At 38.5% G+C, this 22,607-nt stretch carries 22 protein-coding genes; 4 read left to right on the plus strand and 18 right to left on the minus strand.

What is annotated here, in order from left to right; translation table 11 throughout:
• Nucleotides 1–31 precede the first annotated feature (31 nt).
• The 11 genes from gspM to gspC form a co-directional block, all read right to left on the minus strand.
• Nucleotides 32–502 carry a type II secretion system protein GspM gene (gene gspM, locus CXF79_RS20915; protein WP_011045310.1) on the minus strand — a complete coding sequence of 157 codons (471 nt, stop codon included), beginning with the start codon at nucleotides 500–502 and terminating at the stop codon, nucleotides 32–34.
• A complete protein-coding gene (gene gspL, locus CXF79_RS20920; protein WP_101157665.1) occupies nucleotides 502–1,854 on the minus strand; it encodes a type II secretion system protein GspL in 1,353 nt (450 codons plus the stop codon). Before gspL ends, gspM begins: the two co-directional genes overlap by 1 nt.
• Nucleotides 1,854–2,969 carry a type II secretion system minor pseudopilin GspK gene (gene gspK, locus CXF79_RS20925; RefSeq protein WP_101157667.1) on the minus strand — a complete coding sequence of 372 codons (1,116 nt, stop codon included), beginning with the start codon at nucleotides 2,967–2,969 and terminating at the stop codon, nucleotides 1,854–1,856. The genes gspL and gspK overlap by 1 nt, the downstream gene beginning before the upstream one ends.
• Nucleotides 2,970–2,972: 3 nt before the next feature.
• The gene (gene gspJ / locus CXF79_RS20930; RefSeq protein ID WP_101157669.1) at nucleotides 2,973–3,632 is read right to left on the minus strand and encodes a type II secretion system minor pseudopilin GspJ; all 660 of its coding nucleotides are present in this window, start codon (nucleotides 3,630–3,632) and stop codon (nucleotides 2,973–2,975) included.
• Nucleotides 3,632–4,015, minus strand: a complete 384-nt coding sequence (gene gspI, locus CXF79_RS20935; protein WP_101157672.1) for a type II secretion system minor pseudopilin GspI — start codon at nucleotides 4,013–4,015, stop codon at nucleotides 3,632–3,634. The genes gspJ and gspI overlap by 1 nt, the downstream gene beginning before the upstream one ends.
• Nucleotides 4,005–4,625: a type II secretion system minor pseudopilin GspH gene (gspH, locus tag CXF79_RS20940; protein WP_101157674.1), complete on the minus strand. Its 621-nt coding sequence runs from the start codon at nucleotides 4,623–4,625 to the stop codon at nucleotides 4,005–4,007. Before gspH ends, gspI begins: the two co-directional genes overlap by 11 nt.
• Before the next feature lie 130 nt (nucleotides 4,626–4,755).
• Nucleotides 4,756–5,187: a type II secretion system major pseudopilin GspG gene (gspG, locus tag CXF79_RS20945; RefSeq protein WP_011045316.1), complete on the minus strand. Its 432-nt coding sequence runs from the start codon at nucleotides 5,185–5,187 to the stop codon at nucleotides 4,756–4,758.
• 55 nt (nucleotides 5,188–5,242) lie between these two features.
• Nucleotides 5,243–6,484 (minus strand): type II secretion system inner membrane protein GspF, encoded by a 1,242-nt coding sequence (gene gspF / locus CXF79_RS20950; protein ID WP_101157676.1) that lies wholly within the window; start codon nucleotides 6,482–6,484, stop codon nucleotides 5,243–5,245.
• Nucleotides 6,485–6,542: 58 nt separating this feature from the next.
• The gene (gspE, locus tag CXF79_RS20955) at nucleotides 6,543–8,072 is read right to left on the minus strand and encodes a type II secretion system ATPase GspE (protein ID WP_101157678.1); all 1,530 of its coding nucleotides are present in this window, start codon (nucleotides 8,070–8,072) and stop codon (nucleotides 6,543–6,545) included.
• Entirely contained in the window at nucleotides 8,072–10,165 is a 2,094-nt protein-coding gene (gene gspD / locus CXF79_RS20960) for a type II secretion system secretin GspD (RefSeq protein ID WP_101157680.1), read from the minus strand. Before gspD ends, gspE begins: the two co-directional genes overlap by 1 nt.
• A gap of 110 nt (nucleotides 10,166–10,275) precedes the next feature.
• Nucleotides 10,276–11,208: a type II secretion system protein GspC gene (gene gspC / locus CXF79_RS20965; protein WP_232769272.1), complete on the minus strand. Its 933-nt coding sequence runs from the start codon at nucleotides 11,206–11,208 to the stop codon at nucleotides 10,276–10,278.
• 540 nt (nucleotides 11,209–11,748) lie between these two features.
• Here gspC and CXF79_RS20970 point away from each other — a divergent pair.
• The 3 genes from CXF79_RS20970 (at nucleotide 11,749) to pckA (ending at nucleotide 14,976) form a co-directional block, all read left to right on the plus strand.
• Nucleotides 11,749–12,153: an RNA-binding S4 domain-containing protein gene (locus CXF79_RS20970; RefSeq protein WP_101157683.1), complete on the plus strand. Its 405-nt coding sequence runs from the start codon at nucleotides 11,749–11,751 to the stop codon at nucleotides 12,151–12,153.
• Nucleotides 12,154–12,158: 5 nt separating this feature from the next.
• A complete protein-coding gene (gene hslO, locus CXF79_RS20975) occupies nucleotides 12,159–13,031 on the plus strand; it encodes an Hsp33 family molecular chaperone HslO (protein WP_101157685.1) in 873 nt (290 codons plus the stop codon).
• 334 nt (nucleotides 13,032–13,365) lie between these two features.
• Nucleotides 13,366–14,976: a phosphoenolpyruvate carboxykinase (ATP) gene (gene pckA, locus CXF79_RS20980; RefSeq protein ID WP_011045323.1), complete on the plus strand. Its 1,611-nt coding sequence runs from the start codon at nucleotides 13,366–13,368 to the stop codon at nucleotides 14,974–14,976.
• A 114-nt stretch (nucleotides 14,977–15,090) separates the two neighbouring features.
• On the opposite strand, the gene envZ is transcribed toward pckA, so the two are convergent.
• From envZ to CXF79_RS20995, 3 genes are all read right to left on the minus strand, one after another.
• A complete protein-coding gene (gene envZ, locus CXF79_RS20985; RefSeq protein WP_011045324.1) occupies nucleotides 15,091–16,383 on the minus strand; it encodes a two-component system sensor histidine kinase EnvZ in 1,293 nt (430 codons plus the stop codon).
• A gap of 27 nt (nucleotides 16,384–16,410) precedes the next feature.
• Nucleotides 16,411–17,133, minus strand: a complete 723-nt coding sequence (ompR, locus tag CXF79_RS20990) for an osmolarity response regulator transcription factor OmpR (protein ID WP_011045325.1) — start codon at nucleotides 17,131–17,133, stop codon at nucleotides 16,411–16,413.
• A 144-nt stretch (nucleotides 17,134–17,277) separates the two neighbouring features.
• A complete protein-coding gene (locus CXF79_RS20995; protein WP_101157687.1) occupies nucleotides 17,278–17,796 on the minus strand; it encodes a hypothetical protein in 519 nt (172 codons plus the stop codon).
• Between the two features lie 110 nt (nucleotides 17,797–17,906).
• Here CXF79_RS20995 and CXF79_RS21000 point away from each other — a divergent pair, with 110 nt between their 5' ends.
• Nucleotides 17,907–18,383 carry a TlpA disulfide reductase family protein gene (locus CXF79_RS21000; RefSeq protein ID WP_101157689.1) on the plus strand — a complete coding sequence of 159 codons (477 nt, stop codon included), beginning with the start codon at nucleotides 17,907–17,909 and terminating at the stop codon, nucleotides 18,381–18,383.
• Between the two features lie 75 nt (nucleotides 18,384–18,458).
• Here the strand turns inward: CXF79_RS21000 and CXF79_RS21005 are convergent, their stop codons facing one another.
• The 4 genes from CXF79_RS21005 to CXF79_RS21020 all read right to left on the minus strand — a co-directional run bounded on the left by CXF79_RS21005 (nucleotide 18,459) and on the right by CXF79_RS21020 (nucleotide 22,460).
• Nucleotides 18,459–19,238 carry a PepSY-associated TM helix domain-containing protein gene (locus tag CXF79_RS21005; protein ID WP_101157691.1) on the minus strand — a complete coding sequence of 260 codons (780 nt, stop codon included), beginning with the start codon at nucleotides 19,236–19,238 and terminating at the stop codon, nucleotides 18,459–18,461.
• 369 nt (nucleotides 19,239–19,607) lie between these two features.
• The gene (locus tag CXF79_RS21010; RefSeq protein WP_011045329.1) at nucleotides 19,608–20,120 is read right to left on the minus strand and encodes an FMN-binding protein; all 513 of its coding nucleotides are present in this window, start codon (nucleotides 20,118–20,120) and stop codon (nucleotides 19,608–19,610) included.
• A gap of 90 nt (nucleotides 20,121–20,210) precedes the next feature.
• The gene (locus tag CXF79_RS21015; RefSeq protein ID WP_011045330.1) at nucleotides 20,211–21,389 is read right to left on the minus strand and encodes a porin; all 1,179 of its coding nucleotides are present in this window, start codon (nucleotides 21,387–21,389) and stop codon (nucleotides 20,211–20,213) included.
• Between the two features lie 243 nt (nucleotides 21,390–21,632).
• The gene (locus tag CXF79_RS21020; protein WP_011045331.1) at nucleotides 21,633–22,460 is read right to left on the minus strand and encodes a mechanosensitive ion channel family protein; all 828 of its coding nucleotides are present in this window, start codon (nucleotides 22,458–22,460) and stop codon (nucleotides 21,633–21,635) included.
• Nucleotides 22,461–22,607: the final 147 nt, after the last annotated feature.

Raw genomic sequence — 22,607 nt, forward strand, 5'->3', positions numbered from 1 at the left:
TGTTGCCATTACGTTATATGTATAATAGCTATTATGTTTTTGTTAAGTGCAAGCGTCTTACCTTAACTTCACCTGCACTATCACCTCGAGTTAAATCAATGGCTTTCACTTGCAAACCTTCATTATTAGCTAAGTGCTCCAGCCAAAACAACAATTGGGTAAAAGGTGTGCTATCTATCCATACCTGTAAGTCATCTCCTTGTGGCTGCATGCGTGTAATGGTTAATTTATAAGTTTTAGCACTTCGATTTGCAACACTTGAAATGCTACCACTGAGCTTTGATTTACCACCTGAACGCTTAGCTTGGTGATACAAGGCGGTATTTTCCTCTACCCAAGTTAATAACTCCTGCTGCTTTGCCAACTTATTGTTAGCCTCAGTTAAACTATTATTTATTGGTTGCCATATCGCGCTATAAAAAATAAATATAATAAAAACCAGTGCCATCACTGCAACAAGACGCTGCTCTCTACTGTTTAGTTGTTGCCACCATTCTTTCATTATGATGCTTCCTTATTACTGGCATTACTTCGTTGCTTGGCTGAGGCTTTTTTATTATTTGATCTTTTCGTCGCTCCTTTAGTGCTCCCTTTATTAGTAATGCTAAAAGAACCCGTTACTTGATCACCTTGATTGCTTTGCGAGCCTTGTTTAACAATCAAATTGGTTGTTGCTAACGCAACACTGAATTGTTCAAAAGCCTGATAATCTTTTGCTGTTGCTTGAATACGCAATTCTTGTCGCTTACCATCAAACTTTAATGACTCTGGTTTTAATGCGGGCACTTTAGCAAAGGCGGGTTGTAATTTAGCAAGCATAGCTAAAAACCCTTGCCTATCACCAACGCCGCCGAGTAAGGCTAGCTCTCTATTCAATTGAGATTTTATTGTTGAAATCCGAACCCGTTTTGTTTTTGGAAAGGCTTTTTTATAACTGGCAACAATATTTTGTTGAATATTTTCTTGCTCTGCATTTAGTTGCCATAGTTGCGCACTTTTATGACCTAAACTAAGCAAGATAGCAAACATAGCAACGCCTGCCACCCATAACCACTGTCGCCCGGTATGACTACGGTTTTCTTTAACCTTGTATTGGCCTTGCAGTAAGTTAAAGTGACTTAATTTACTGTCATAATTCGTCGCCATAAGCGCTAAAGCTAATTCTTCAGGCATTGTACTGACATTACATTGTTCACTATGAGCTAATGGTGAATATGCCTCGATAAGAATGCTATGAGACTGCTCATTACCCTCTGCATTCTCGGATTGCTTAGCTGAAGTTTGACATTGTAATTGCCATGCATTGGCGTCTACAACAAAGCCCTGCCAAAGTTTTTGACGAACAATCACTTGCTCTTGATTAGCATCGCCAAGTGCAATTGCACTCCAACCCTCAGCAACAATTGGCATAGCCAATACATCAGGCAAAATCGTATCAGTTTCAATGTCCGCATCCGCCAACCATGATAACCATTGTTGCATCTGGCTATGAGCAACTATTGCAGTAAAACAATTATTTCCCTGCTCATCACTAGCCAAATCTGCATAAGCAAAAAATAGCTGTTCAACGTCTTCTGCCAAGCTATCTTCTAACATATAGGGCGTTGCTAAGCGTATTGCTCTGGAAGATTTTGCTGGAACTTTTAACGACTTTAACAGTACATCACAGCCAGGCACCAATATTTTCACCTGCCGCTTATCAGCTTTGCTAGTAAGCTCACTGAGTTGCTGAGCACCTTTTAGCTCACCACTCGCTATAATTTCCTGCGTATTGCTGCTAGTTTCAGCCACGACTAACCAATGAACGGTATCGTGTGCTTGACTTCCTAGACGGATAAATAATGTTTCTGTCACTAGTTACGTCCTATAGTACGACTAATTACTTGAATTTGTTGTGTATCATTAACTTTCATCATTGAACTCATCGAAAAATAGCTATTATTAAAGCGTGCGCTAGCTTTTAATTTAAAATATTCACTATCAATAACGAACGACGCTGTTTGCCATTTTTCCAATCTAATCTTTGTTAGTTCTTTTAGCTTCAAAAAATCTGCAACATCTCCATAACCTGAGCTATCGCGTGCACTTAGCACTTCTTGCGCATCCTCTAAACTTGAACCAAGCAAAGCCTGTAATAATTCAGGTTTTTCCGCATCAAGTGTATTGATGTTTATTAAATGTTGAGGATTTTGTGGCAGTACGCATACATAAGGTGTCAATGCTAAAATAACGGCAGGGGTAAAATGCTCAATTAACCTTAACTCATTAACACTAGCTAAATAACTATTAGCGGCAAGATAAGGAAACTCTCGTGAAGCATAATCATTATCCTCTGCGCCACCTGAACCCGTTATTATGTCATTACTGTCTAGCCAATCAGTTAATGCATTAACCATAGCTTCCGCTTCAAAATTGCCAATGCCTTCGATGTTTAAATTGACGATAAGCGCTTCTAAAACAGTAGCTGCTGGTAATTGTTTATTGCTGGCTGAATTACTTCTCGATCCAGTTGATGAAGCTGTTGCACTTTTCGTCTTATTTTTAGCTGCTGGTGAGTTTGAAGAACTGCCCGTTCCACTTTTAGCCTCAGCTTTTGTTTTTGCTTCAGGATGTAATGCATTTAAATTCAAACAACTTTGCAAATCACTGATTTCACCACTGATCTCACCAAAATCGACAGGGTAGTTACTCCCTTCTTCAGCCCAGATTTGCTCCAGATGAGTGACATCTGGCTCATCTTTAAATGCTTTAATTAATACTCTCTTAGTAAACGCTTCTGCGCCCAATGCATACCAATAGGCTTGCTGGTTAAAACTGATATTGGTGCTTCGTTGCATTTGTGTTTGCAAGCGGGCGGTCATTTGCGCTGCAATAATAGATGCCAGAGCAACGATAAGCATCACGGTAATTAAGGCAACACCTCGTTGACCACTTTTATTGTAACTAGTTGATACCTGTTTAATAACCATCAGCTAAGTCTTACTCTTATCATCAGTAGCAAGGTCACCCGCCACTAAAAACTGACGACGAATTAAGCCATAATCCCGAGTTTCAATTTCAATAGCAATCGCTTGCGGTAGTTTTTTTCCTGACCATTGTTTTTGCCACTTGCTGCCATCATAAAATTCAAAGGATAAACTAGTGACTTGCGTTATTAATGGCCTTATTCTTGGCTCTTGTCCAACAACGGCATCAACAAAATTATAATGTAAGCGCTCTAGCGTTTCATCAACCAAGCGATAGGCTACGCTTTGCATATCACTTCGCGGCAGCAGTAATCCGGGGTTAGTCCAACCATTTCGTACAAAAGCAATAGCTTGTTCATCGGCTAAAAAACTATCATCTGAGGTTTGTAAAAAAGCACTATTTGGCGCTTCGCCATTAATACGGATTGTACGTTTTGCTATTTGGGTAAAATCACGTTCCATTAATAAAAATGCACGTTGTAATTCATTCTGTCTTTCACTACGAGCTTTTGAATTTTCATCACCACGTAAAACGGTATCAAAAATGGTAAAACTCGCCAAACTCACCACTGAAAAGATAGCAATTGCAATCAATACCTCTAGCAAGGTAAAACCTTGCTGTGCAGGTTTATCTATGGCATTAGTCTGGTAAATACCATGTTTCATCAGGGTTTATCCTGAGCAAGGTAAGTCAATAAGTTAGCACTTACTAACTCATCATCCTCATTTAGTCGAACCTGCATATTCACGGCACGCAGCTCTTTATTCGCTGTTTTAATCACCTTCTGCTGCCAATACCAGGTTCTACCCGCCATCTCAACTTTGCCTTTGCGGTTATTTTTTGGTGGCCAAGTTTTCTCTAAACTCACTTCAACAAGTTGGTTCGATGCGACCCAATTAGCAAACATTTGCTCTTCTAGATGACTAATATGACGATAATTATTATCGGCAACACCGAGCAGTGCAACACCAGCAATAGCGAAAACAGCCATTGCCAACATAACTTCAATCAGGGTAAATCCATGTTGCTTAGTTGAGTTAATCATCATCAAGCACGGGCCCTTCAATAGTTAAAGGCACGTTATACAGTCCTGTGACGCGATAAGCTAAATCTTCATCACCTTCGATATATGCCAGCTCTTCAGTTAAACGAAAAGTTACACTAAAAGGACTAAGATCTCCGCCAGAGAGAATATACACTTGCGGGATTATTTTCTCTTCTCGCTCTTCCTTCGAAAGCAAGGTGAAGTCGTCTTCATCTTTTTCTTTAAAAGTATCGGCATCAAAAAGCATAGGCTCTTCAATAGGTAAGTCATCCAGCTCTATGCTGAGCTCTATTTCTTCAGGTACGGTGACATTAGCTTGCCAATCTTGCTCAGGGATTTCGGCCCATTTTGTACCATCATAACCAACAAACTGATAACTATCTTTTTTAACAATTAAACCTAATTCAATATTATTGAGCATGCCATACTCAGCAGCCACTTCAAAAATAGCGGCAAAACGAGCACTCTCATGCTTTAATTTATCTTCAGGGTTATTGCCGGAAAAGTTAAATTGTACCAAGCTGGCCATTAGGCCAATCAGCACTACAACCACCATCACCTCAATTAAGGTAAAGCCGCGTTGTCTTATTGCCAATTGCGATAAATTTCTCATAGGATGATCAGTAATGGTTGAACTTGAAGCTGTAAGCGTAAATTTAAAGGAAATTGCACGGAGTTGACGTTAGTCAATGAGTACCTTTGACGTCTAAATTTAGATTTACAGCAATAAGATCAGCTATTACTTACTGGAAATCGCCTAGGTTCCAGTTTCCTATGTCATCTTCTGTTCCGGCTTCACCATCTGGACCTACTGAAAAGACATCCATTTTACCCTGTTCGCCTGGATTCAATAAAACATACTCATTGCCCCAAGGATCTTTTGGTAAACGTTTGATGTAACCATCTTCAGGAAAACGACGTGGCTCTGGTTCAATATCCGTTTGGTCAACTAACGCTTCCAAACCTTGCTCTGTCGAAGGGTAATCGTAATTATCCATTTTATATAAGCTCAAAGATGTTTCTAACGCGGTGACATCTGAGATGGCTTTTTGCATATTAGCTCTCTCTTGACTGCCCATTAAATTAGGCACAACCATACTGGCTAAAATACCTAAAATAACAATGACCACCATCACTTCTAATAAAGTGAAACCTTGTACTTTTTTCATGTTCATATTGCTTTCCTAACGTCTGATAAATATATGATGACAGCTATGCTGCCGAAAAAACTTAGCCACCCACTAGGCTATTAAGTTGCAGAATTGGTTCTAAAATGGCCATAACAATAAAAAGTACAACGCCTGCCATGCAAACCATCAATGCTGGTTCAAATGCCTTTAATGTAATACTCACTAAGGCATCAAATTCTCTATCTTGGTTATCTGCAGCGCGACCTAACATGTGCTCTAATTGGCCACTTTTTTCGCCACTTGCTATCATGTGCAACATCATAGGTGGAAACAACTTAGTTTGCTCCAATGACACACGTAAACTCGATCCCTCACGTACTTTGTCGGTCGATGCTTTCACTTGTTTTTTAATATATAAGTTATCGAGTACTTCACCTGATATTTTCATACTTTCTAACAAGGGAACTGCACTGGCCGTTAATATGCTCAATGTACGGGCAAAGCGAGCAGTGTTAATTCCTCGTGCTACTTTACCAATACCAGGAATCTGCAATAAATACTGATGAAATGCCATTTCAAAATTGGGTTTTTTCAATAACTGTGAAAACAACAATACTACTGCTGCAAATAGTATTACCAGTACTAGGCCATAATCCCGAAGAAAATCACTGCTGGCAATCAAAAACTGGGTAGTGCCAGGTAAATTTTCACCCATGTGTTCAAACTGACCGACAATTTTGGGTACTACGGCCGTTAACAAAATAGCAATTACGCCAACAGCGACAACCGTCATTATAATAGGGTAAACAAGTGCCTGGATGAGTTGTGAGCGCATCTCTTGACGTTTCTCAGTATAATCTGCCAAGCGATTAAGTACTTTATCAAGATGACCTGACTTTTCGCCTGCGGCAACCATAGAACGATACAAACGATTAAATGCTTTAGGATATTCTGCCATGCTTTCAGATAAGCCATAACCTTCAGTCACTTTGGTGCGAACACCCATGATCATACTTTTAATACGGTTCTTTTCACATTGCTCTGCAACCGCCATTAACGACTCTTCTAATGGCAATCCTGATTCAATTAAGGTTGCCAATTGACGAGTGATAAGTGCTAACTCTGCAGCAGAGACTTTACCTCCACCACTTTGGCTAAAGCCTGCCGACAAACCTTTTTTATCATTCGATTTTTTATGACTCGCTAATGTTGCAGTAACTGCGGTTGGCATTAAGCCTTGCTCGCGCAATAAACCGCGCACTTGCCTAGCCGTATCACCTTCGATAACGCCTTTTTTAGTTTTACCGCGACTATCTACCGCTTGGTATTCAAATGCTGCCATAATTTTTTATATTAGTTGCTTATATTGAGTCTATTAGGTTCATGATGAATAATTACTTTTAATCTTCACGAGTAACCCGTAAGACCTCCTCTAAAGTGGTTTGTCCAAGCATAACTTTATCAAAGCCATCTCGACGAATACTGGCACTGGAATGTCGTACGTATTTTTCAATAGCCTGCTCACCTTGACCATTATGAATAAGTTCGCGTACTTTTTCATCCACAGGTAACAATTCATGAATACCCACTCGACCTCGATAGCCTTTAAAACTACATTCCGCACAACCAACAGCACGATAAATCACTGAATCATTATCATCTGGCAATGCTAATAATTGCCTTTCTTCGTCATCAGGCAGATGACTTGCTCGACAATGTGGGCAGAGGGTACGTACAAGACGTTGAGCCAATACGCCCAACAAACTCGACGACAGTAGGAAAGGTTCTACGCCCATATCTTCCATACGAGTTATAGCACCGGCCGCAGTATTAGTATGCAAAGTTGATAATACTAAGTGACCAGTCAAACTTGCCTGTACCGCAATTTGTGCGGTTTCTAAATCTCGAATTTCACCTACCATCACCACATCCGGATCCTGACGTAAAATGGCACGTAAACCGCGAGCAAATGTCATGTCCACTTTGGTATTTACTTGAGTTTGCCCTATACCTTCAATAGCATACTCAATAGGATCTTCGCAGGTTAAAATATTACGCTCTTTCTCATCTATCTGGGTCAATCCAGCATAAAGCGTGGTACTTTTACCTGAGCCTGTTGGACCTGTTACTAAGATAATGCCATGAGGCTTTTCGATAAGTGCTGAAAAATTGACACGGTTAGTGTCGGTCATACCTAAGTGTTTCAAATCTAAACGGGCCGCGTTTTTATCTAATAAACGTAATACCACACGCTCGCCATGACCTGTTGGCATAGTAGAAACACGCACATCAACAGCACGCCCCCCTATACGCAACGAAATACGACCATCTTGTGGAATACGTTTTTCAGCTATATCAAGCTTTGCCATCACTTTAATACGTGAAACTAACAACGACGCCAATTTACGATTGGGTTTAAGCACTTCTCGCAAAACACCATCAACACGAAAACGTATTTGTAAGGTATTTTCAAAAGTTTCAATATGGATATCTGACGCTCTTTCTTTTATCGCTTCGCTGAGCATGGCATTGATCAGCTTAATGATTGGCGCATCGTCTTCATTTTCAAGTAAATCTTCACTTTCAATGAGTTCATCGGCAAGCGAGTATAAATCGACTTCATTGCCAATATCTTCCATCATTTGCTGAGCTTCAGAAGAGTCTCTTTGATAAGCTTGCGTTAGCAATAATTCGAAAGCTGACAGTTGTAAAAAGTCAAATTCAAAAGACGCTTTGAGTATGCGACGAACTTCTAAAACAATATCAAAGTTAACGTCAGCCAAACAGTGTAAAATATAACCACCAGTTTGTTCATCGGTTGAGATGAGTACACTGTGGCGCTTAGCAAACGCAAACGGCAATAACCAAGTGCTACTCACTTGTGCTTGCTCTGCCTTATCAAGCGCAGTGACTTCTACTTCATCAGACATTATTGCTTCTCTTCCGCAGCAACGCCTTCTGTTGTTACAGGAGGTTTAGGTAACTCTGTACCTTTGTCCTCAAGCTTCTGCTGATAGTCATTAAATGACGGTGGTAAGGTTAGGTTATCTTGCCACTGCGGTAAGATTGGCATGTTTTCGTTACTCATTAACGATAAACCTTCCTCATGTTTACGAATTTGATCAGCACGAATGTAGTTATATTTTGATTCACTAATTTCTGTCATTAATGCTGAATCACGAACAATTGTAGCGCGTAAAAACACCATTAAATTACGTTTACGGGTACTATTACTGGTTGATTTAAACAAATGACCTAAGATAGGAATATCACCGAGAATTGGCACCTTTTGCACACTTTCTTGCACGTCTTCATCTATCAAGCCACCCAACACCACTGTATCACCGCTTTCAGCCATGACGGTGGTTTTGATTTCTCTTTTGTTGATTGAAATATCAACACCTGTGGTACCACTAACTGAAGACACTTCTTGCTCAATTACCAATTGAACGGCATTGCCTTCATTAACTTGTGGAGTTACGCGAAGCTTAATGCCGACCTCTTGGCGGTCTACCGTTTGAAATGGGTTAGAGTTATTACTACCCGTTTGAGAGCCGGTAATAATAGGTACTTCTTGACCGACAATAAAATAGGCTTCTTCATTATCTAAGGTGGTAATACTTGGCGTAGCGAGAATATTTGAATTAGTATCGCTACTCACTGCATTGACAATAGCGCCCCAATCATTTTTAGCAATACCAAACATCATACCGCTAACATTACCGAGTACTTGAGCAAGAATGCTATAATCACCATCAGTAGAAGGGTTTGTTGTTGTTACGGGGTTACCATTTGAGTCAATAGTGGTCACTGTATTTCCTGGTTCACCTTCTGCTGCTTGTACGCCTGCAGCCACTGATGAAATGCTCGCGGGGCCATTAGTAAACTGCGTAAAACCACCGGCTTCGTTATACCACTGAACACCTAAACTAACGCCGTCACTTTCAAACACTTCAACGATAATCGCTTCAACTAATACCTGTGCGCGACGCACATCTAATTGACGAATTACTGCTTCTAAAGAACGTAACATATCGGGTTGGGCGGTAATTACTAATGCATTGGTTGACTCATGCGCTTCAATACTTACATCACGTTTTTTACTAGAACGTGTTTTTGTTTTCGCTGTCGTTGTTTCTGAAGCAATTGAGTCACTAACACCTTGCAGCACCTTAACTAAATCTTCCGCTTTTGAATATTTAAGGTAATACACGCGAGTATTACCGTTACTTTCTAATTCACTGTCTAAACGTTTAACTAATCGTGCTACTCGTTCACGGGCTTTCACTTCGCCGCTAACAATTACGCTATTAGAGCGATCATCGGCAACAATTTTAGGAATTAAAAAAGTAGGTTGACCTGCTTTACCACCGGTAGGTTTGTTCATCGCTTCAATGATACGTACCATCTCACCCGCTGAAGCATACTTAAGTTTGATAATTTCAACATCTTGATCACCTGCTCTATCAACACGTTCAATAATTTTTACTAGTCGATTAACTGTTGAAGCTGTACCCGTTAACATAATCACGTTAGCAGGGTCATAGTTTACTACATTGCCACCACCCGCTTGGTCTGACAATTGTCGTAACAGTGGAACTAATTCACGTACCGTAACATTCTTCACTTCAACAACACGGGTAACCATCTCATCACCGATGATATTACTTTTATTACCTACTACAGGAATAGCCGCTGTTTTCGCGTCTTTATTACGAATAATTTTGACAATATTATTATCCATTTCAACGGCAGCATAACCATAGACTTCAAGCACGTTGAGAAAGAATTGATAGTATTGTTTTTCCGATAATAAATCATAACTACGAACATTGATTTTTCCGCGTACATTGGGATCAACAATCATGGTTTTTTTCAAGTTTTTACCAACGATATTTACAAATTCGGTAATTTCAGTGCCCTTAAAATTAGGAGAATACTGAGCGGCACTTGCTTGACCAACCAAACATAAGCAATTGATGGTTATCGCTGTCGTTAGAATGAGTAAAAACTTTTTCATCATTTGGGATATCTCTGCTTTATTATTTTATTAGATAATCTTTATTAGAAAATCATTAATCGATAATTATATAGCGTAATTGTTACGATTATTAATTCGGTTAGCTTAGCAACTTAATCTAAACTAATAAGTATTTCAGTCAAACTACCTTGGCGATCAACCAGTAATGAAATATCACGTGCTTTTTTCATTTCTGCCATCGCTTGCATTGCCTGTGTCGGAGCAATTAAATCAAAACCATTCATCTGAACGGCGACATCACCAGTTTTTAAGCCGGCAAGTTTGAAAAACTCAGGTTTTTTACCTGGTCGAAGGGTGTAACCTATTATATTTCCGTCTTTACGTTTCGGTGAGATTCGTAAATAGTCGCCTATTTTTGTCGGATCTTTAGAAAATTCAGATCGTAGGTTTGTCGCTGTTGCGGTTAATGCTTTATTGTCTCTTTGATCAACAACACCCAAATCTGAAGATTTAGGTCCCACTGTGGACCGAGTTTTTCTTGAGGTTGCTTTGTTAGCAACCTCTCTTGCTGGCTGACCATAATCAAAACCATCAAGCATCAAAGTTTCTAGCCGACCTGAGTGCTTAATTATCACTCGATCTATTAATACTTGTTCAAGATTAGCGCGTGTACCAATGATGATATCGCCAATACCATAGGTATCTTGCTTACCTTGGTTTTCAATGATCGCTGCAGCAATAGATTTTTCATCACTTGCGACCAGACCAGTCAGTGTTAAATTTAATTGGGTTTCTGGCACATTCGACATTTCGATTTCAGTTGCTTGATCACTATTCTCATTATATTGACCGAACAGATTAAGCGATTGAATTTTAGCAACATCAATTGCCTTCTTTACTTTATTAGAATTGACGCTTTTTGTGTTGCCATTCACAGAGGTGTTTTGACTCGATTGTGTTTGTGATACAAGTGACCAAGTGATGTTTGCGCATACATAAGCAATATAAACGACTAATAATACCATCACTGATTGCGCAACTCGTCGATGACCTAGCTGGGTGAATAATGATGCAAACGCTGTCATGTTAGTGGGAAATGCCATAGCTACTTATATTATTGTTATTTTGAAATAATCTAGTCATTTATAGCCGCCGCCATATGTTAGATTTATGTTAAGTAAACACGAATGATACTTGACCGCAAGGTAAGCAACAAGCCGTAACCTGAGTTTTTAAGCTTTTTGAGCAAATTAAATCATAACTAAATAGTAATTAAGTCGTCAAAGCAAGATAAATATAGCCAAGCCACTTGAAAATGCGTACTTCAGGAGCTTGGGCAATTCATGATCAAGGCGCCTTATTTTATTAAGGGTTATTCCCTTAAAAAAGGAGACAACGAAGAGCATGATTTGCTCAGACGTCCAAACAGGGCTGGTTTAGAAACGCTTTATGCTACGTTATTAATTTCGACAATAAAATAACTATTCTCTTCAATAAATACCTTGCCTAAAGACATTTCTAATTCCAGCTGAAACCTGCATCTTCAGGTAGCTTGGATATATAAGGTTGTAATGTTAATTTTCAGACCAATATATTTCATATAAGTTCCAGCTTTCAGGTTTATTATGTCAACAAGTCAAGATCCTCAAAAAAAGCCAATTCGTTTAGATAAATGGCTTTGGGCTGCAAGATTCTATCGAACCCGCGCTATTGCTAAACAGATGATTGATGGCGGAAAAATTTTTTATAATGGTCAACGTACTAAGTCGGGAAAAGCCGTATCAATCGGTGATATAATAAAAATCAGACAAGGATTTGAAGAAAAAGAAGTCACCGTTGTTGCATTAGCTGACAAACGCAGTGACGCTACTTTTGCTCAAACCTTATATCAAGAAAGTAAACAAAGTATTGAAACCCGTGAGAAAAATGCCCTAGCACGTAAGCAAGGTATTCTCCTTAGCCCTGCTAGTGTTACTAAGCCAGATAAAAAACAACGTAGGAAACTACGTGAATTTAAAGAAAGGATCTAACTGCCATGAGCCAATTCAATGTATTAAATCGCTACTTATTTACCGATGCCCATGCCCGTGGTGAACTCGTACAATTAAGTAGTAGCTTTGAAAGTATTATTAAAAACCATAATTATCCTGTCGGTGTAGAAAAACTACTTGGTGAGCTACTTTGTGCGACTTGCCTATTAACCGCAACCCTCAAGTTTGAAGGTGATATTACCGTGCAATTGCAAGGTGATGGCCCTGTTGGTTATATGTCGGTTAGCGGCAACAACAAGCAACAAATGCGTGGCATTGCCAAAGTGGCAGAAGAAACGTCAGCTGATACTCTGCAAACGTTAATTGGTAAAGGCACTATGATTATCACTATTCGCCCTAATGCTGGCGAAGCCTATCAGGGTGTTGTTGCTTTAGATGAAGAGAGCCTTGCCGATTGTTTAGCGCATTATTTTGATGTTTCAGAGCAAATACCTACTAAAATTTGGTTGTTTTGTGATACTGAGCAGCAATTAGCCGCCGGTGCTTTAGTGCAATTATTACCTGATGGCGACGGAAGTACTGAAAACAAAGAACAACAGCAAAGTGACTTTGAACATTTATGTCAGCTCACTAATACCATTAAAAGTGAAGAAGTCTTTTCATTAGAAGCTGAAGCATTACTTTATCGTTTATATCACCAAGAGCAAGTCAATATATTTGAGCCACAAATGGTTAGCTATCTGTGTGGCTGTTCTGCTGATAAATGTTTATCGGCAATATCGCAAATTGAACCAAGTGAAATTACAGCGATATTAGCAGAGCATGGAAAAATTTCGATGACCTGTGATTACTGTATCACTACTTATGATTTTGACGAACTGAGCTTAAAAAGTTTCATTTCGAAAGTTAATCATTAAAAAAATCACTCTTTTTGACGCTAAAACCAATCAAAAGCTTCGTTATTAATTATCACTTATTCCATATAGTGATAATTAATAGCTAACCAACACGTCGCCACAGCCCTCTAATTACTTAACCTTACGAATTAAAATTCGAAATAAACGTAACTTTCATGGTAACCATTCATGCTATTTATAGTGAAAACTTTCACAATAAACTATTTTTTACTTTCGTTTTGTTCGCTATTACCCTAAAATACCCCCAATAATGACAGCATGAAAACTTTCATGACTGGCTTCATTAATCGACTTACTTAAATTAAAATTTGTCATACTTAGGAGTGAATTTGCTATGACCGCCCCGAAAAACTCAATTGATTTGTCACAATACGGCATCGACGATGTTAACGAAGTTGTTTATAACCCATCGTATGAGTTACTTTTTAGTGAAGAAACTAAAGCTGGCCTTGAAGGCTTTGATAAAGGCATAGTAACTGAGCTTGGTGCAGTTAATGTAGACACGGGGATATTTACCGGTCGCTCTCCTAAAGATAAGTATATTGTTCGCGATGATGTAACTCGCGATACAGTATGGTGGTCTGATCAAGGTAAAAATGATAATAAGGCTATGACTCCTGAAACATGGGATCACTTAAAAGGCTTAGTAACTACACAACTTTCTGGCCAACGTTTATTTGTTGTTGATACTTTTTGTGGTGCTGATGAAGCAACACGCTTAAAAGTACGTTTCATTACACAAGTAGCTTGGCAAGCACATTTCGTTAAAAACATGTTCATTCGTCCTACCGATGCAGAACTTGAAAATTACGAACCCGATTTCGTGGTAATGAATGGTGCGAAAACAGTTAATGATAAATGGGAAGAGCAAGGTTTAAACTCAGAGAACTTTGTTGCTTTCAACTTAACTGAAAAAATTCAATTGATTGGCGGTACTTGGTACGGCGGCGAGATGAAAAAAGGTATGTTCTCAATGATGAACTACTACCTTCCATTACAAGGCATTGCTTCAATGCATTGTAGTGCAAACGTTGGTGAAGATGGTGACACTGCTATCTTCTTCGGTTTGTCTGGCACAGGTAAAACAACACTTTCTACCGATCCTAAACGTCAACTTATCGGTGATGATGAACACGGTTGGGATGACAATGGTGTATTTAACTTTGAAGGTGGCTGTTACGCTAAAACAATCAACCTAAGCAAAGAAAACGAACCTGATATTTACAATGCCATTCGTCGTGACGCTTTACTAGAAAACGTTACGGTTGATGCAAATGGTAAAATCGATTTTGATGATAATTCAAAAACAGAAAACACCCGTGTTTCTTACCCAATTCATCATATTGATAACATTGTTAAGCCTGTTTCACGTGCTGGTCATGCTAAAAAAGTTATCTTCTTAACGGCTGATGCTTTTGGTGTTTTACCACCCGTAGCTAAATTAACACCAGAACAAACAGAATATTACTTTCTTTCAGGTTTTACCGCTAAATTAGCAGGTACTGAACGTGGTATTACTGAACCAACACCAACTTTCTCAAGTTGTTTTGGAGCAGCGTTCTTAAGCTTACACCCTACGCAATATGCTGAAGTTTTACATAAGCGTATGGATGATGCTGGCGCTGAAGCTTACCTTGTAAACACTGGCTGGAATGGTACTGGCAAACGAATTTCTATCAAAGCAACGCGTGCTATTATTGATGCAATCTTAGATGGTTCAATTGACAATGCTGAAACTGAAACCGTACCGTTTTTCAACTTAGAAGTACCTAAAGTAATTGCTGGCGTTGAGGGAGATATCCTTGATCCTCGTAATACTTATGAAGATCCAAGTGTTTGGAATGATAAAGCGGTAGACTTAGCGAAACGTTTTGTTAATAACTTTGATAAGTTTACAGATACTGATAACGGTAAAGCGCTTGTTGCTGCTGGTCCTCAGTTATAAAACAATGAGTGAAAGGCTATTACTGAAATAGCCTTATTCAACAGACAATAAAGCCAGATGTTAAATTATTAACATCTGGCTTTTTTATTACCTAAAATTTGAAACTTCTATGCGTTATTTAAACACTAGAGGAAGATAAACTTTTGCCTGTAAGCCACCAGAGGGCTTGTTAGAGAGCTTAACCTTACCACCATGAGTATCAACGATACGCTTTATAATAGCTAAACCTAGACCGCTGCCTTCTGTCCCTCTAGCCGTATCCCCTTGAGTAAAAGGTTGAAATAATCGTTCAATATCAGCATCAGGAATACCTGCACCATTATCACTGACAATGAAGAAGGCGTAGTCTTTTTCTACACCAGTGAAAACTTCAATTTCATCCGTGGTATAACGAATGGCATTTTGCACTAAATTTGCCAGTGCTCGTCTAACCGCAACGTGACGTAAAGGAATTTTAGCGCATTCACCCGGATGAAACGTTATCACTCTATCAATGGGTGTTTCAACGTTCAGCACTTCATCAACTAAAAGGTTTAAATCACCGAGCTCTGCTTTATCTTTTGAGTCATGACGAATGTAATCAATAAATTGGTCGATGATATTATTCATATCATCAATATCGGTTTCAATACCTTCTTTAAGAAAGTCATCTGACTCATTCATCATTTCACTAGCTAAACGAATTCGGGTCAAAGGCGTACGTAAGTCATGAGAAATACCCGCCATTAATAAGTTACGATCTTCTTCGAGCTGCTTAATGCCTTTAGACATATGATTAAAGGCTTGAGTTACCGCCATAACTTCTGAGGTACCGCGCTCAATAAGCGGGTCAGGAAAATCACCTCGACCAACATCTTCTGCCGCTATCTCTAGTGACTTTAACGGTCGATTGAGCTGTCGTACAAAAACCCAACCGCCCATAACACTTAATAAACCGATAACAACCATAAAGAATATTAACGGCGAAAAGCTCCCTTTCTCCATACCTATCAGAGGTATTTTTACCCAAAGATGCGGTGCCTGAGGTGCTCGTATCCAAAAAAGGTACTCATCACCTTGCGAAATTCTTACTTCAGCTGGCCCACCAAGCAATGCAGACATTTGTTCAGATCGATAAGGATATAACCCTGCATTGGCTAAACCAAACTTGTAGGCATCTTCTTCACGATAAACACCAATGCCCGTTTCATTATGAAAGGCCTTTGCCATTTTCGGGCTTAGCTTGGCATCATTGATATCAATGAAAACTACACGTACCTGTTTAGCCAACAATTGATTCATTTGTTGCTGGTTTGGCTCAATAACATAGAGCGCAAAAGAAATGTAGGAAACGATTTGATTGATAAAAAGTAAAAAACCTATCAATAAAACCGTTTGTCCAAACGCACTGCGTGGCAATATTTTCATATAAAGGACTTAACTTGAAAGAATAAACTAAGCTGGGCTACCATCAGGCACAAAGACATAACCTAAGCCCCAAACCGTTTGTAAGTATCTTGGCTTAGCAGGATCCTCTTCAAGCATTCGACGTAAGCGAGATACTTGCACATCTATACTACGCTCCAATGCTGAGTAATCTCTACCACGTGCAAGGTTCATCAATTTATCACGTGATAATGGCTCTCTTGGATGGGTAACTAATGCCTTAAGTACAGCAAATTCGCCACTGGTTAACGGCATACTAATATCGTCTTTTTGCATTTCACGAGTAGCTAAATTTAAATGGTAGCCACCAAAACTAATAACATTTTCTTCTAGTGCAGGTGCTCCCGGAGCTTCTTGAGTACGACGACGTAATACGGCTTTAATACGGGCAAGTAACTCTCTAGGGTTGAAAGGCTTGGGCATATAATCATCTGCACCTAGCTCTAGGCCAATAATACGGTCAACTTCATCACCTTTCGCTGTTAACATCACAATCGGAATATTATTGGAGTTCTGACGTAAGCGACGACAAATTGACAAACCATCTTCGCCGGGTAACATTAAATCAAGTACTAACAAATGAAAGTTTTCACGTTCAAGCAGACGATCCATTTGCTCTGAATTAGCAGCACTTCGAACCGTAAAACCTTGTTCAACTAAATAACGCTCTAATAATGAGCGTAAACGCATATCATCATCTACTACTAAAATTTTAGGTGTTTCTTGAGTCATATGTTGTTTCACCTTGCTCGGTTTGTTTTTTATTATAAATATATACCCGTTACTATAAGTGATATTGCTTACAATAAGAAACTGGCAAAAGTAAAAGACTCTAAGTATTTGTTACAATTTATGTAATTCTTAGCTTAGCTTACATTATTTTAAATAGTGAATACTTTGCTCTGTTACACATTGAGTGAAACTTTTCTTGCGCTCACTGTGGGAAAGTGAAGATACCGCTTTTCTAACTAATATCATCTTTTGATCTCGCTCTGCTTTCGGTAAATGAGCAAGTTGTGCTTGAAAGCAACCAAATAAGCCAAAGTTTAATGCCACATCTGATTTCATAGTATCTTCACCTAGACAGCTTGCAAGCTTTTCTGCCAAGGTATTTTTATCCATTTCAGTGATTAAGTAGCTTAACTTATAGTCGACTTTATCGAACTTCCTCTCCTGATTACAAATGATAAACATATCGGCAACCGCAACAATAGGGATTAATTGTTGATGCTGCTTACTAAAGCGTTTTTTTAACCATTCATTATGAGCCTGCTCATTGGCAGGATTAACATCAACGGAAGTGCTTGCTGAATTCACCGAATAAAACCACCACGCTTGGCTGGGTAAAGCGTAACAAGTAAGAACAATTAATAATAATTTTAATTCTATTTTCATATGAATAGACTCTGACAAATATAAATTGAATTTGATCTCTCTTAAGATATTGTGCACCACAGCTAAAACTAAGTATAGTTAACTTATGTTTAAAAAATGTAGGAAGTAATATGGTCAACTCACTAAAAACCTTAGTAAACCTATTAATAATAACCATGGCATTATTGCTTACTTGCAAAAGTACACACGCAAGTGGTCCAGTAAAAGAATTTGAACAAGCGATGGCGCAACACAAAGGTAAAATTGTTTATGTTGATTTTTGGGCTTCTTGGTGTGTTCCTTGTCGTAAATCTTTTCCATGGATGAATACCATGCAAGCAAAACATCAAGAGCAAGGTTTTGTAGTGCTGAGTATTAATCTGGATGCGGAGGAAACATTATCAACTAAGTTTTTGAAACAGACCCCAGCTAACTTTGCCATTATTTATGATGCAAAAGGAAAGTTAGCGCAAAAATTTAAACTAAAAGGTATGCCTAGCAGTTACTTATTTGATCGCCAAGGCAAACTCATCAGTGCCCACACTGGTTTTAATGGTAAAAAGCAGCAACAGTATGAAGATGAGATTGAGCAAGCACTAGCCCAATGATAAATATGCCGATTAACAGGTAATAATTGAGCTAAGGGAAGCAAGGTTAAACATTACGGCTGTTTTCAAAGCCTGTTATTTTCGCGTATTTTTAGTGTATTTCACCCAAATATAAAGCCCGCTTATTGATAAAACAATCAATAATAAAGCAATGAAATCCATAAAAAATACGCCTATATCACCTAGAATACGGCCACTATGGCTATCAATAATAATACGCTCTAGTGTTAGAAATTGAGCACGATAAGCCAGTTCAGCCTGTTGTATTACTTCGCCAGAAGCCTGTTCGGATTGCAGCCATTTTGGTGTAATAAGTGGTTGAATAACTTGCCAATCAAAAAAGTCGCTATCCGTTTGGTAATAACCATCCGCACTATCAACGATCACCTGGCCGTTATTAATACTCATTGCTTTTATCATTTCAGGTACACCTGATTCCGTACCAAGCATATCAATTAACTCACCATTAAGGTTGTATAGTAAAATGCTTTGCCGAGTAGCTATAACAAACACTTTTTGCTGATTATGCTTCAAGAATAACTGACCAACACTAACAATTTTGGCATCGCTTTCAATCAACAAATGGCCCTCAAGCCAGACACTGTTATTAACTACCTGAATAGTTTGCTGTTGATAAAAACGAACATCTTGGGGAACGGAAATACCATAATAATCAAGTAGCAGAGTACTTTTAATAGGTTGGTGCGCCAAGGATAAACCATCGGTATGGTTAAGTGCGACTCCCGTAACAGATAAAAAAACAATAAAAAATGCAGCAAAAACGCCCAGTTTTCGATGCCACTTTCTAAAAGTGCGATTTAGCTGTTGAGATAATGGTTTAACAGTTTTTTTCATAAATATGCAGCAACTAAATAAAGGCTTATAAGTTTATACCCAAGCTACTTGAAGATGAATGTTTCAGGGCGCCTGAGCGATTCATGGTCAAGGCGCCTCCTTTTATCAAGGGTTATTCCCTTAAAAAAGGAGGCAACGAAGCGCATGATTTGCTCAGGCATCCCCGTAGGGCTGGTTTAGAAACGCTTTATGCTGCGTGATTGATTTTGACAAGGAAACAACCCTTCTCTTCAATCAATACCTTACCTAAAGGCGTTTCTAATTCCAGCTGACACCTGCATCTTCATGTAGCTAGGGTATATTAAGCTAGAGAGTAAAAAATAAGTCGTTATTTTGCCTGAGCATGTTCATTTTAGCTAGTCTCTGTTTTTAAAGAGTGACTTTACTATTTAACCACAGAGCAAGTCTGGCGACTTTTGTGGTTGCTCTTACCGATAAGGTTGCGCCCGTAATGCCATCAATATGCTGACTGAGCGTTTTATCTTTTGTCAGTGTTGCCTGCGCAAATTGTTCACTATAAAAGTCATGACGAACTTCATCACCTCGGGTTTCTCTAAAAGTAAGCACTTTGAGCTGTTTAATTGCATCTTTATGAATGTGAACGGCAATGGTGATTGGTTTTTCTTTACCCACCTCATTTAGAATCCAGACGTTATCATTAGCTTCTTGCCAGTAACGCACCCGCATACGACTGTATTTATGACTAAGAATTTCTGCAATAGTTTTTTTATCTTCCGCACTTAACCACAAGACTTGCACCGCAGGTACTTGCTCATGAAAAATCCCTTTAAGGAACTCCTCAGATGTTTGATATACCCCTTTAGCCATAACATTCATCGCTAAAAAGCAGTATAAAAGTACTAAAAATAAAAACTTTTTCACAAGTTTACTCTTAACTTTTAATAAATTAAAAAGCTCAACACTGTACAAGACAGCGTTGAACCACTTAGCTTAACAGTTTATCTATTTGTACTAAAACTGATAGCCAAAACCTAGGTTGAAGCCCTTTGAGTCTATAGAACCACCTAAGTCCTCATAATCCGCTTTTAACACTACGTCTTCATGTAAGAAATAACTAACACCAACATTTGTTGATTCAACAGTGGTTGAATCGCTATTACCTGCGTTGTTGTCATATTCTGCATAACGAGCGAAAACGCCTACTTTTTCACTTATTCTGTAAGAAGGTTCAAGATACCAACCTGTTTGCTCATCACGACCTAACGCTTTGGCTTCATCACCATTGATGTCCCAGCGCGCGTATAAAGCACGAACGGTGAAATCATTAACTTGATAAACAGCATGCGCTTCAAGTAATGTTGCATCTGCAGTATCAATAGGGGCGTCAAAATTATTGCCACCTTGAGTAATATCTGTTTGATACTGTACCGTTGCTGCTAGCTCTAAACCAGTAATGGCTGTGTATTTAACACGACCAGTATAAGCAAGGTTTTCTGCCGTTGCTTTAGCCACTTTTTGACGACCGTTACGAATTTTAAAGTCATCACCAACTTCTAAACCACTAGTCACTGCACCATCAAGACTTACACCACCTACTGGCTTATAATTAAATGATAAACCAGCCTCCCACCAAGTAGCAGGAATAATGTTCTTCTCAACACCGTTACGTTCAACACCATAGAATGTTGGAGGCTCATGCGTTTCATTGATAATGCCGACAGGAATTAAGAACAAACCAACTTTAGAGCTTGTCGCTTCATTAATATCAACTTCAACATAGGCTTGTTCAAGTTCAACTTCTCCTGACTTTCCTTCACCAGCAATAGAATGCTCTAGTTCAAATTCAGAGAAAAAACGTATGCTATCAGAAAACTCATGCCCGAAAAACAATACAAAACGGTGAAAATCTATCTTCGCATCTTGATCTTCATAGTTATTGTAATGTAACTCACCATAGCCACCAATTGTAGTGTTAGCAAACATACCGCCAGTACTTTCAGTAACCACTTCAACTTGATCAGCTGTTGCTTCAAGTTTTTTTTCTGTTTCATTTAAACGTTGTTCTAGTGACTTAAGCACTTCTTGTTGTTGAGTAATGACTTTACGTAACTCAACCGTTTCTTCGCTAGCGATAGCAGCATTACTTGTAAGCAATGTCGCAATAACTGAGGCAATTAATGTTTTGTTCATGTTATTTATCCAGAAAGTTATGTTATTTAATGTGTCTTATATTTATTTTCCGACATTAAACCACAAAACAAACAAGAATCAATAGCATTTGTATTATTTATTAGATTAAAAAGTTATTTCTTGATTTAAATCAGAGAAATTGTAAGTAAGTATGCTACCAAAACGAAAAAACCTATTTCAGTAAAACTGAAATAGGTTTTTAAAGAATACCAATTAAATTAATTGCTATAACACTGCAATTAACTACTTTTGATGCATATGCACATCGCGTTGTGGAAATGGAATGCTGATACCAGCTTTATCAAATTCAATTTTCACTTTTTCCATCATATCGAAATAAATGCCCCAGTAATCTTCTGCATTCGCCCAAGGGCGAACAAATAGATTTACTGAACTTTCACCGTGTTCACCAACCCAAATATCTACGGCTTGGTCTTTAAGTACACGCTCATCGGCTTCAATAATTGTGCGTAGAAGGGCTTTTGCTTTAGCGATATCATCGTCATAACCAATACCAAATACCATATCAACACGGCGAGTGCCGTTAACATTAATATTGGTTACACAACCATTAGATAACAAACCATTTGGAATAATAATACGTTGGTTATCGAATGTTTTTAGGATGGTATTAAAAATTTGAATTTCTTCAACGCTACCAACATAACCTTGCGCTTTAATGGCATCGCCATTTTTAAACGGACGGAATAATAAAATTAATACGCCACCGGCAAAGTTAGCCAAACTACCTTGCAACGCTAAACCAATTGCTAAACCAGCAGCACCTAAAATAGCAATAAACGACGCGGTTTGAATGCCAAGCATAGAAGCAAGAATAATAATTTGAATCGCTTTTAATAACGTACTTAAAATACTTAATAAAAACTGATGTAAGGTAATCTCAACCTTTTTCTTTTCTAGTCCTTTACCTACTAGGCTAAGCACTCTTTTGATAATAAAATTACCGACGAAATAAACAACAATGGCTAATAAAAACTGTACGCCGAATTGCAGACCCATCTCACCAAGCATTTGCATATAATGTTCTATTTTTTCTATATTGATTTCCATGAAAATGATATCCTAAGCCATGTTAAATAATAGTTAACTTTGAAGTTAACCTTTAATTTACAATTGTAAGCTTTCTACAAAATGGTGTAAATTATATTCCGCTTTATTTTCAGCCTTCAAGTACATATTTACCCCACATTAACTATT

Source organism: Colwellia sp. Bg11-28 (assembly GCF_002836245.1).
GTDB lineage: Bacteria > Pseudomonadota > Gammaproteobacteria > Enterobacterales > Alteromonadaceae > Colwellia > Colwellia psychrerythraea_A.